Annotated in this window: 12 protein-coding genes; 3 read left to right on the top strand and 9 right to left on the bottom strand. The window is 27.1% G+C overall.

Going from position 1 to position 12,077, the window contains the following annotated elements; translation table 11 throughout:
* Positions 1-2: 2 nt before the first annotated feature.
* Genes trkA through AC5SLY_RS02705 form a run of 3 tightly spaced genes read right to left on the bottom strand, consistent with a single transcriptional unit; the run spans position 3 to position 4,531 of the window.
* The gene (gene trkA, locus AC5SLY_RS02715) at positions 3-1,394 is read right to left on the bottom strand and encodes a Trk system potassium transporter TrkA (RefSeq protein ID WP_011282062.1); all 1,392 of its coding nucleotides are present in this window, start codon (positions 1,392-1,394) and stop codon (positions 3-5) included.
* Positions 1,395-2,750, bottom strand: coding sequence for a sigma-54-dependent transcriptional regulator (locus AC5SLY_RS02710; RefSeq protein WP_494599068.1), 1,356 nt, complete (start codon positions 2,748-2,750; stop codon positions 1,395-1,397).
* Entirely contained in the window at positions 2,750-4,531 is a 1,782-nt protein-coding gene (locus tag AC5SLY_RS02705; protein WP_494599067.1) for a sensor histidine kinase, read from the bottom strand. The genes AC5SLY_RS02710 and AC5SLY_RS02705 overlap by 1 nt, the downstream gene beginning before the upstream one ends.
* A gap of 33 nt (positions 4,532-4,564) precedes the next feature.
* On the opposite strand from AC5SLY_RS02705, the gene ispD reads away from it, so the two are divergent.
* From ispD to AC5SLY_RS02690, 3 genes are read left to right on the top strand one after another with little or no spacing between them, the layout of a single operon-like run.
* Positions 4,565-5,680: a 2-C-methyl-D-erythritol 4-phosphate cytidylyltransferase gene (ispD, locus tag AC5SLY_RS02700; RefSeq protein ID WP_494599066.1), complete on the top strand. Its 1,116-nt coding sequence runs from the start codon at positions 4,565-4,567 to the stop codon at positions 5,678-5,680.
* Positions 5,673-6,176: a phosphatidylglycerophosphatase A family protein gene (locus AC5SLY_RS02695; RefSeq protein WP_494599065.1), complete on the top strand. Its 504-nt coding sequence runs from the start codon at positions 5,673-5,675 to the stop codon at positions 6,174-6,176. Before ispD ends, AC5SLY_RS02695 begins: the two co-directional genes overlap by 8 nt.
* The gene (locus tag AC5SLY_RS02690) at positions 6,143-6,634 is read left to right on the top strand and encodes a CinA family protein (protein WP_494599064.1); all 492 of its coding nucleotides are present in this window, start codon (positions 6,143-6,145) and stop codon (positions 6,632-6,634) included. Before AC5SLY_RS02695 ends, AC5SLY_RS02690 begins: the two co-directional genes overlap by 34 nt.
* Positions 6,635-6,652: 18 nt before the next feature.
* Here AC5SLY_RS02690 and AC5SLY_RS02685 read toward each other — a convergent pair whose 3' ends face one another.
* Genes AC5SLY_RS02685 through pyrG form a run of 6 tightly spaced genes read right to left on the bottom strand, consistent with a single transcriptional unit; the run spans position 6,653 to position 12,002 of the window.
* Positions 6,653-7,090 (bottom strand): type II toxin-antitoxin system RatA family toxin, encoded by a 438-nt coding sequence (locus AC5SLY_RS02685; RefSeq protein ID WP_494599063.1) that lies wholly within the window; start codon positions 7,088-7,090, stop codon positions 6,653-6,655.
* Positions 7,090-8,016 (bottom strand): lipoyl synthase, encoded by a 927-nt coding sequence (lipA, locus tag AC5SLY_RS02680; RefSeq protein ID WP_494599062.1) that lies wholly within the window; start codon positions 8,014-8,016, stop codon positions 7,090-7,092. The genes AC5SLY_RS02685 and lipA overlap by 1 nt, the downstream gene beginning before the upstream one ends.
* Entirely contained in the window at positions 8,006-8,308 is a 303-nt protein-coding gene (locus AC5SLY_RS02675) for an FtsB family cell division protein (RefSeq protein WP_006996975.1), read from the bottom strand. Before AC5SLY_RS02675 ends, lipA begins: the two co-directional genes overlap by 11 nt.
* Positions 8,308-9,564, bottom strand: coding sequence for a phosphopyruvate hydratase (eno, locus tag AC5SLY_RS02670; RefSeq protein WP_494599061.1), 1,257 nt, complete (start codon positions 9,562-9,564; stop codon positions 8,308-8,310). Before eno ends, AC5SLY_RS02675 begins: the two co-directional genes overlap by 1 nt.
* Positions 9,565-10,389, bottom strand: coding sequence for a 3-deoxy-8-phosphooctulonate synthase (gene kdsA, locus AC5SLY_RS02665; protein WP_018414091.1), 825 nt, complete (start codon positions 10,387-10,389; stop codon positions 9,565-9,567). It abuts the gene before it with no gap.
* Positions 10,386-12,002 (bottom strand): CTP synthase, encoded by a 1,617-nt coding sequence (gene pyrG / locus AC5SLY_RS02660; RefSeq protein ID WP_018414090.1) that lies wholly within the window; start codon positions 12,000-12,002, stop codon positions 10,386-10,388. The genes kdsA and pyrG overlap by 4 nt, the downstream gene beginning before the upstream one ends.
* Positions 12,003-12,077: the final 75 nt, after the last annotated feature.

The following is a 12,077-nucleotide window of genomic DNA, read 5'->3' as shown; positions in this document are numbered from 1 at the left end:
AATTAAATAGAGCTTATACGAAACATGTTTTCTACAACATGTAAGAAATCTTTATTAGCCAAAAGAACAACAATATCCTCTTTTTTAAATACAAAATTTGATCTAGGGATAATTACTTCTTCACCTCTTAAAACTGCACCTATTCTTATTTCATCTGGTAAGTTAGAATTTTTTAACTCTTTATTTACTAACTCTGAAGTTTCAATAATTTCAGCTTCAATAATCTCATATTCACCATTCAAAATACTATAAGCATTTTCAATAGTGCCTTTGTGAATATGTTTTAAGATACTTGATACAGTATTCATTCTAGGGTCAATAAAATCATCAATTTTTAAAGAAGATTGTAAAAGAGAATAATTGGGCTTGTTAATTAAAGCCATAGTTCTTTTGTCACTTAATTCATCATTGTCTTTAGCAAATTTTTCAACCAATACACTTATCATTAAATTATCTTCGTCGTCATTTGTTAAAGCCAAAACAGTTTGAACCTCTTCTAAATTTGCCTCCAATAAAACTTCTTCATCTAATGCATCTCCATTTATAACAATTGTGTTATTTAATTGACTTGCAATAAGTTCTGCTCTTTCCTTATCTTTTTCTATTATTTTAACTCTTGCAGAATCAAAACTTTCTTCTAAATTTTTTGCTAAGTTAAATCCTATATTTCCTCCTCCAATTATTAAAATTTTATTAGAAATTTTTTCTGTATGACCAAAGGCTGCTAAGGTTTCATTCATTTGTGAGGCATTAATTACAACATAAGCTTTATCTTCTTTAAGCATTACATCCGTTTTTTTTAATAAAACAAATTTTTCATCTCTAATTACTCCCATTATATTAGAATTAAGTTTTGGAAATTTTTTTGTAAGTTCATTAAGTTTGATATCTTTTATTGGACAATTTTCATCTATCAAAATCTCAAGCAATCTAATTTTATTATTAGCAAAAGGAACATTATCTAGTGAACCAGGGGCTTCTAGTTTTCTTTGAAGTGACTTTGCTATCTCAATCTCAGGTGAGATAATAACATCTATTGGTAAATTTTCTTTATTATAAACTTTTGTAAATTTTGGATTTAAATAATCTTGTGATCTGATCCTTGCTATTTTTTTTGGAACATTAAATATTGAAAATGCAATTTGACATATCAACATGTTAATTTCATCATTACGAGTTACTGCGATAATCATATCAGCTTCGGTTGCGTTTGCCTTTTCTAATATTGATGGATAAGTAGCTTTACCCACAATTGACTTTACATCTAGTGTGTCATCAATCTTTTGTATATCTTCACTTGATTGATCAATTATAGTTATTGAGTGACCTTGCTCACTTAAAATTTTTGCGATAGTAAAGCCCACTCTACCAGCTCCACAAATTATAATATTCATTTAGTTTAATTCCTTGATCCCTAAACCTTTAAGCTTTCTATGTAAGGCAGATCTTTCCATTCCAATAAAATCAGCAGTTTTTGATATATTGCCATTAAATTTTTTTAATTGTGTAGTTAAATACTCTTTTTCAAAATTTTCTCTAGCTTCTTTTAATGGTATAGATAAAGAGTTTTCTGATGGTATATTTCTAATATCAGGTGTTTTTAGAGATTCTTTAATAATATTTGAAATTTTATCAGTACTATCAGGCGCAAGTATTGCTATTCTCTCTATTAAGTTTCTTAATTCTCTAACATTTCCTGGCCAATCATAATTGAGTAAATATTTATTATTTGTATCAATACTTAGTTTTTTTAAATTATAGTTTGTTGAAATTTTTTCAGAAAAATATTCAACTAACAAAGGTATATCTGAAACCCTGTCTTTTAAAGGGTCGATGTTAATTTCAAATACATTAAGTCGATGATATAAGTCCTCTCTAAAATTACCATTTTCTATTTCTTTTTTTATATCTTTACTAGAAGAACATATAATTCTTACATCAACGTTAATATCATGGCTGCCATTAATTCTTCTAAATTTTTGATCAATTAAAACTCTTAAAATTTTAGATTGAGTATCGAGTGGGATTTCAGAAATTTCATCTATTAAAAGTATACCCTTTGTTGATTTCTCTAAAGCGCCATAAGTTATTGAGCCATTATCTTTTTCTTCGCCAAATAATTCTAATTCATATTTTTTAATATCAAGTAATGCACCATTCAAAATAACAAAAGGACCCTTCTGTCTTTTGGATTCCTTATGTATTTTTCTTGCTATCAATTCTTTACCTGAACCAGTAGGTCCATTGATAAAAATTCTACTTTCAGAAACTGATATTTTATCTATTTGATCTTTTATTTTTTTAAAATTGTCACTAACACCAATTAGTTCATAAGAATAAAAAAGTTTACTTTCAAATTCTTTATTCTTATTTTTAAGATTTAAGTTTTCAACAGCTCTATTAACAAAGTTTAATAATCTCTCCTGATTAAAGGGTTTTTCAATAAATTCGAAAGCGCCAGCTTTTAAAGCTTTGATTGCCATTTCAACATTCGCATGCCCTGTAATTATTATAACTGGAATATTTTTATCCTTAGTTTTGATGTGTGATAACAGCTCTAAACCATCATTGTCACTTTTATCTAACTTAACATCTATTATTGCAACATCTGGGAGTTTTTTATCAATCTCATTTAATGCTTGATTGTAGTTTGCAGCTAATCTTGTTTTGTAACCTGCTTCAATTATTAGATCATTAATAATGTTTCTAATATCTGCATTATCATCAATAATTAATATTTCAGTGCCCATTATTTTGTAAATGTAATTTCAATTTTTGCACCCTTTTCAAGTGATATAAAATTTATTTTACCATTATGATCATTTATTATTTTATTAACAATAGACAAACCTAAGCCAGTACCTTTTTTTTTGGTTGTAAAATAAGGGTTTAGAATGTCTTTTATATTGTTTTTAAATATTCCAAATCCTAATCCATTATCGATAATTATGAAGTTAATTACTTCCTCATTCTCATTTATAGAAATATCGATTTTTCCATTAAAATTAACATTATCATTTTTCTTATCCTGTATACTTTCAATAGAATTTTTAATTAAATTGAAGAAAACTCTGCTTAATTGTTCACTATCAGAGTTTAAAAGAATTTTAGATTTATTTGATTTAAAATCAATTATTATTTCATTATCTAATTCATTTATTAATTTAATATTATCTTTTATCAAAGAAACTAAGTTGTTATTTTTGAGAATTGGTTTTGGCATTCTTGCAAAATCCGAAAATTCATTAACTAGATTTTCAATTTGTTTAATTTGTTTTCCAATAATCAATAAACTTTTGGAAAAGTCTTCTTTTTCATGATCTGCTACTTTTTCTGAATATTTGCTTTTCAATTTATCAATGGTTAATTGAATAGGTGTGAGTGGATTTTTAATTTCATGAGCTAATTTTCTAGCTAAATTTTCCCAAGCTTCGTGTCTTTCTTTGATTATAATTTTTTCTTGTTGTGATTTTAATTTATCTATCATTAAATTAAAATTTTGATTTAAAGTCTCCATATCTTTATCAGTTTTAATTTCTGGTACTTTAATATCTAGATTACCTTTTCCAATATTAGAAGATGCAATAATTAAATTATTAATAGACCTAAAAAACCTTGATGAAAATCTTATAGCTATTGAAATGGATAAAAATAATAATAATGAAACTATAACAAGATAAATAAATACAAATGATATCTTAATTCCAGTTTGTTTATTTAGAACTGTGTAGTAAAAATTAAGAGCTTCTTGAGATTCTAGTAAATATTGAGAAATTTTTTTATCTAAATACTTAACTATATATAAATACTTACCTTCAAAGTTTTCAAGCTTTATAATGGATGCTGTTTGATTTTTATAAGCATTAATAATCTTAAGTGGTCTTTTATCATTTTGTACCATTTCTAAAGCATCACTTAAAGGAGGTGTATATAAAGTAGTATCTTCTAAAGTTGATAAATATAAATTTCCATTACTTTCAATAATATGGACTTCATCCATACCTCTAATTAGTTTTTGAGTTTTAAGAAAACTTTTAAATTGATTAATATTTGTATTTAAAAAATTGATACTTTTGTTTAAATCAAATGCTATTAAAATGATTTCTGATTGTGTTTTTGTTCTAACTTCTTCAGTATAGCTTTTTGCAATTTCATAAGAATTATTAACAGCTGTTGTTATTTTTTTATCTAAATATTTATCAAGAGCAAATGAAAGGAGAAATAATGAAAATAAAGAAATTAAAATCGAAGGAATTAAAGTAAATAATGCAAAGAATGTTATATATTTTCTATTGGCTTTAGAACCACTTACATCAACATCTATCTTTAAAGAACTTCTTACTTCTGAAAATATCATAAAAAAAAGAAGTATTAACAATGCAATATTTCCAATTAATAATAGTTGGAGATTGTCATCAGATAATTTTAAAAAACTTTTATCAATAAACGTTAAAAAAGTTATAAAACCTATGAATAAAGTAATTAAAAATACTACAATGATAAATATATTTTTTTTAATAAAATCAATCATTTTGAACAATATAATGTGTTATATATTTTTATCATGAATAGTTGCTTTATAATACTTGCTGGAGGTGAAAGTAAAAGATTTAATTCAAATACTCCAAAACCCTACACAAATTATAAAGGTAAACCTTTATTATTGCATTCAATTGATAAAGCTAAAGTTTTTAATAAATTTAATAAAATTGTTCTGGTAGTAAATAAAAAACACAAAAATTTTATCAAGAAACTTAATATTAAAAACATCAAAATTATCACAGGTGGAAAAACAAGAGCAGAGTCTGCTTATAATGCCTTAAAAAGTATTAAAGAAAATAATTTTAAAAATGTAATAATTCATGATGCTGCAAGACCAAATTTTTCTTTAAAACTTTTAAATAAATTAATGAATGAATTAAAATCAAATGATTGTGTAATTCCCGCAATTCAAACTGCAGATACTGTTAAACAGAAAATATCAAATAATGTTAATAATTTAAAAAGAGAAAATATTTTCTTAATCCAAACACCTCAAGCATTTAACTATAAAAAACTTTTTGAACTTCAAAATAATAAAAGTGAGGAAGTTACTGATGATGCTAACTTATTTGTAAGAGCTGGTAAAAAAATAAAGATTATAAAGGGCGAAACTACTAATAATAAAATTACAATAAATTCAGATATTAAATTTAATAATTTAATAAAATTTGGAATAGGTTTTGATGTTCATAGGTTGGTTCCTAATAAGAAGCTTTACATAGGTGGAATTAAGATACCCTCACCTATAGGTACATTAGGTCATTCAGATGGAGATCCTGTGTTACATGCTGTAACAGATGCTATACTTGGAGCTTGTTCTATGGGTGATATTGGTGAAAAATTCTCTGATAAGAATAAGAAATTTAAAAATATCAGATCTACAATTCTGTTAAGCGAAATAATAAAGCAAACTGTAAAAAAAGGTTATCTAATAAATAATCTTGATATTAATATCATTACTCAAAAACCTAAAATTCAAAAATATAAAAAACAAATATTAAACTGTATTGCAAAAATTTGTAATATCTCTCCCACTCAAATTAATATAAAAGGTAAAACAACTGAAAAGTTAGGTGTAATTGGTAAAGAAAAAGCTATAGCTTGTGAAGTAATAGCCTCAGTTATTAAAAATGATTAATTCCTTCAACTCATTATTAGTTACTATGTTAGGTCTTGGTAAAATTAAATATATGCCCGGAACTTTTGGGTCACTGACGACTGTAATTATTCTCTATTATCTATTCCACACTTTAAATATTTCACCAAATATAATTTTATTTGGATTGATAATAATATTTATTTACTCATTTTATGCCGTTTCAAGTTATATAGAAAATAGTGAAAATAAGGATCCTGGTGAAATAATAATTGATGAATTTTTAGGTCAATCAATACCCATATATCTTTATGAGATATCTCATGGAACAACAAAAGATGCTGGTGAAGCAATTGTTTATTATGCTCTATTTTTTATTCTTTTTAGATATTTTGATATCATGAAGCCATTTCCTGTAAACTTTTTTGATAAAAACTTTAAGAATAGTTTTGGTGTAATTATGGATGATATCTGTGCTGGTTTTTATGTGGTTCTAACCCTTGTGTGTTTCATGATTTTAAAGAGCTACATTTTATAATGAAAAATATTGTAAAAAAATTAATCAAAAAAAAACTTAAAATATCTTTTGCTGAGTCTTGCACAGGAGGGATGTTAGCTGCATCTATTACTTCTATTAGTGGTGCATCTAAAGTATTCAACATAGGTCTTATTACCTATTCTAATCAAGCAAAAATCAATATTTTAAATGTAAATAAAAGTATTATCGAAAAATATGGTGCTGTTAGCGCTGAATGTTGTGAGGCTATGGTTAAGAATTTAGCAAAGATATCTAAAGCTCAAATAAATGTATCTGTCACTGGAATTGCAGGTCCTAATGGTGGAACTAAAAACAAACCCATCGGATTAGTCTATATTGGAGTAAAAAGATCTAATAAATTGTTGATAACAAAAAATATTTTTAAACAAAAAACAAGAAGCTCAATTCAAAAAGCTTCAGTTAAAAGGGCCTTGGATATTGTTAGCTCTTTAATTTGAGCAGTTTTTTACATTTTTTTATATTGTTTCAGCTCTTTTTTGGAAAGCATCAGCAATTTTATTTAAACCAAATTCAAAAGATTTTTCCATTAACAAATTTAAAAACTTATTTTTAATTTCAAAATCAACATCAAAATAAACCTCAGTGATGTTGTTATTTTCTTTAAATTTCCAATTATTTTGTAAGTGTTTTAGTGGCCCATCTAAATTAGTAACATTAATCGTGTCATCTTTTTTATTAAATCTAACGTCACTTTTATAAGTATCGCTAAAAGGACCCTTTCCAATTGTTAAATCCGCTATGATTAAAATTTGATTATTTTCTTCTTTTCTATCGTAGACTTTTGAGTCAAGGCAAAAAGGGATGAATTCTGGATATTTTTCAATATCTAGAACAAACTCAATAAGTTTAGTTTTTTTTTTATTTATGCTTCTTTTAACTGATGCCTTAGGCATTAATGATTGTTAATTCTATTTTGTTGAAGTTTAGCAAAATCTTCATCTGCATGATATGAAGATCTAGTTAAAGGTGTCGATGAAACTAATAAAAATCCTTTTGATTTTGCAATAGTTTCTAACTCTTTAAATTCATCTGGATGGTAATAACGATCTAAAGGGTGATGTCTTACAGAGGGTTGCAAGTATTGACCAACAGTTAAAAAATCTACATCAGCTGCTTTTAGATCATCCATCACTTGAATGATCTCCTCTTTATTTTCACCTAATCCAACCATTAATCCTGATTTTGTGAAAACATTTTTATTAACTAATTTTGCATTCTTTAAGAGTTCTAATGATGAAAAATATCTAGAGCCTGGTCTTACTTTTAAATAAAGTCTAGGCACAGTTTCAATGTTATGATTAAAAACATCAGGATTAGCTTCTAGTACTTTTTTATAAGCATCTCCTTTTCTTAGAAAATCAGGTGTTAAAACTTCAATTGATGTATTAGGATTTTTTTTTCTTGTTTGATCAATTACCTCAAAAAAATGATTTGATCCTCCATCGTCGAGATCATCTCTATCAACGGAAGTGATTACGACATGTTTTAAATTTAATTTTTTTACGGCTTCAGCTATTTTAACGGGTTCTAATGAGTCTAGTTTTCCAGGCCTGCCTGTTTTTACATCACAAAAAGCACATGCTCTTGTGCAAGTATCACCCATTATCATAAATGTTGCATGTCTTTTACTCCAACATTCTGTGATATTTGGACAGTTAGCTTCCTGACATACCGTTACTAAATTATTATTATTAACAATTGTTTTTGTTAGAAAAAACTCTTTACTATTAACAAGTTTAGATCTTATCCAATCAGGTTTTTTTTTGATTGGATTTAAAGGTTTGTTAACTTTTTCTGGATGTCTTGGCTTAGTTGTCATTCTTTTTAATTATATAAAGGGTCTCTCCTTCTTTGCCAAACATAAATTTTTCTCTAATTAAGGTTTCAACATAATCTAGGTCTAATTTAGTACTTAATAGAGAGTTTTTAAATTCAAGCTCTTTGATTTTATTAGATAAATTAGCTTCTTCAATTTTTAAATTAACTAAAATTTCTTTTTTTTTAAAATAAGAAAAAAGGCCTCTTTCACCATCTAGAAGGTTAAAGAAAAAATAAAGTATTAAAAAAGTAGAGATTAATAAAAAATAATTTTTTTTTAATTTACCCAGCATTAATGAATTTTACTCATTGATGCTTTTTTTCCAAGTTCTTCTTCTATACGTAATAATTGATTATATTTTGCAACACGTTCTGATCTAGCTAAAGATCCAGTTTTTATTTGATTTGAATTTGTACCTACGGCCAGGTCTGCTATAAAAGTGTCTTCGCTATCTCCAGATCTATGAGAAATTATTGTTTTATATCCAATAATTTGTGCAAACTTTATAACTTCAAGTGTTTCAGATACCGTACCAATTTGATTGAGTTTAATTAATATAGAGTTTGAAGAATTATTTAAAAAGCCTTTTTTAAGTCTTTCTAAATTAGTTACATACAAATCATCTCCAACTATTTGCACATTATTAGTATTTTTCATTAATTTACTCCATGCCATCCAATCATTTTCTCCAAATGGATCTTCTATTGATTTAATTTTGTATTTATTTATTAGTTTTTGATATTCTTTAATAGATTGATCTACCGAAACAAATTTTTTTGAATGAATAGAATACTTATCTTTCTTCATTAATTCATTTGCCGCTACATCTAAGCAAATCGAAACATCTTTGCCATTTTTAAAACTAGACTTATTAATTGCAGCAACAACTAAATCTAAAGCTTTTTCATTATTACTAATCATTGGAGCAAAGCCCCCCTCATCTCCTACAGATGTTGACAACCCTTTCTTTATAATTAGCTTTTTTAAGTTATTAATTACAACAAAGCATATTCTCATAGCTTCTGAAAAACTCTTAGCTTTATCGGGTCTAATCATGAACTCTTGAATTCTTAATCCGTTATTAGCATGTGCTCCACCATTAATAATATTCATTAATGGATATGGTAATTTATAATTATTTTTTACTAAAAAAGTTTTATAAAGTGGAATATTCTTAATCTTTGCTGAAAGTTTTTTAGCAGCCATTGATACTGCTAAAATCGCATTAGCACCTAAATTTGTTTTTTGTCTAGTACCATCAAGATTAATTAAGATTGTATCGATACGTGTTTGATCATGAATATTTTTACCTGATAGTTTTTTAGAGATTTTAGTATTAATTAATTTTACTGCATTTAAAACACTTTTACCCAAATATTTTTTGTTAGCACTATCTCTCTTTTCAAATGCTTCGTAAGTTCCCGTTGAGGCACCCGATGGACAAATGGCAGATGCACTTAATTTTTTTGAATAAACTTCAGCTTCAATTGTGGGGTTTCCTCTGCTATCAAAAACTTGACGAGCTCTAATCTTTAAAATTTTACTCATTTATTTTTTAATCAAATTATCTATTTCGTGTAGCTGAGATAGTAATTTTTCTAATTTATCTAACGGAACCATATTAGGTCCATCAGATGGAGCATTATCTGGATCTTGGTGTGTTTCAATAAAGACACCTGCAACACCTACAGCTACTGCAGCTCTTGCTAAGTATTCTACAAACTCTCTTTGACCACCACTTGTTTCACCTAAACCTCCAGGTTGTTGCACTGAGTGCGTAGCATCAAAGATAACTGGATATCCATTTTTTGCCATTATAGGAAGTGACCTCATGTCAGATACAAGTGTATTGTATCCAAAACTAGCACCTCTTTCGGTAACTAAAATATTATTATTACCAGAGTCAGCAATTTTTTTTGTAACATTAACCATATCCCATGGTGCAAGAAATTGACCTTTTTTAACATTTATAATTTTTCCAGTTTTAGCAGCAGCAATTAATAAATCTGTTTGCCTACATAAGAAAGCTGGAATTTGTAATACATCAGCATAAGGAGCTACTACAGAACATTGCTCAGCATTATGTATGTCTGTTAAAATCGGAACATTTAATTCTTTTTTAATCTTATCAAAAATAGGTAAAGATTGTTCGAGACCCGCACCTCTTTGACCCTTTAAACTTGTTCTATTAGCTTTATCAAATGAGGTTTTATAAATAAAACCCATATTAAATTTTGAAGTAATTTCTTTGATTTTACCCGCCATATCCATGGCATGTTGCTCGGTTTCAAGTTGGCAAGGACCCGCAATAATGCAAATTTTATTATTATTTGCGATTTCAATATTTCCACAATTTACTTTAATATTTTTCATTTATAATTTTTTGCAGCCTTGATAAATGATGAGAATAAAGGATGTGGTGCTAAAGGTCTAGATTTAAATTCAGGATGGAATTGAACTGCTATAAACCAAGGATGGTTTTTTAACTCAATAATCTCTGGCAGTCTTTTATCTGGAGATAGCCCTGAAAAAATTAAGCCATTTTTTTCAAATTGGTCTTTATAGCTTATATTAACTTCGTATCTATGTCTGTGTCTTTCTTGGATTGATCTTGATTTATAGATTTTTTTAATTAATGAATTTTCTTTTAATTTAGCCTCATAAAGACCAAGTCTCATCGTACCACCTAGATCTTTATCTGTTCCTTTTATTAATTTTCCATCTCTATTCCATTCTGTAATTAAACCAATAATTGGAGTACCGGTGTTTCCAAACTCACTTGATGTAGCTTTTTTAATTTTTAACTTATTTCTAGCAAATTCAATAATAGCCATTTGCATTCCAAAACAAATTCCAAAAAAAGGTATCTTTTTTTCTCGTGCAAACTTAATTGCTTCAATTTTACCCTCTGTACCTCTTTTGCCAAATCCTCCTGGTATTAAAATTCCAGAAACTCCCTTTAATTTATTTTTTATTTCAGAAATTTTTAAATTTTCAGAATCTATTCTGACTAAGTTAACCTTTAAATTGTTATCAATACCACCATGAGTTAGTGCTTCATCTAAGGATTTGTAAGCATCCTTAAGGTCAACGTATTTACCAATTATTGCAATATTAATAGATTTTTTTGTTTGTAAAACTATTTTTGTAATCTTTTTCCAAGGATTTAAATTAACTTTTTTCCTTGATTTAATTTTAAAATATTCAAGCACCTGTTTATCTAAGTTTTCTCTATTGAAACTAATTGGAGCTTCATAAATAGTTTTAACATCAACAGTTTGAATTACATTTTTAATATCCACATTACAAAATAATGATATTTTTTTTCTATGATCTAATGGAATAGGTCTTTCCGATCTACAAATGATGATATCTGGTTGTATACCAAGGCTTCTTAATTCTTTTACAGAATGTTGTGTAGGTTTTGTTTTAATTTCATCTGATGCTTTAAGGTAAGGAACTAAAGTTAAATGAACAAATAAAGCATTTTTTTTCCCCACATCATTTGAAAATTGTCTGATAGCTTCTACAAATGGAAGGCTTTCTATATCTCCTACTATTCCACCAATTTCACAAATTACAAAATCTTCCTTTGAGGTATCATTTTTTATAAACTCTTTAATACGGTCAGTTATATGTGGAATAACTTGAACAGTTTTTCCAAGATACCCTCCTTTACGTTCTTTTTTAATTACATCACTATAAATTTTTCCTGTTGTGATATTGTCAGATTTTTTTGCAGATATTCCTGAAAATCTTTCATAATGACCCAAATCTAAATCTGTTTCAGCACCATCATTTGTCACAAAAACTTCACCATGTTGAAATGGGCTCATAGTTCCTGGATCCACATTTAAATACGGATCTAGTTTTCTAATTCTAACTTTGTAACCTCTTGATTGTAATAGATAAGCTAACGATGCTGAAGAGAGACCTTTACCAAGAGAAGAAACCACACCGCCGGTGACAAAGATATATCGCGCCATGGTAGTATCTTATAGACATTAAATATGAAAATGGAAAGAAGTATTTTATGTTAATTATTTATCCATTTTAAGAAA

Source organism: Candidatus Pelagibacter sp. PS_23, from assembly GCF_059417905.1.
The sequence above is the reverse complement of the archived record's forward strand: the minus strand, read 5'-3'. Positions and strand labels throughout refer to the sequence as shown.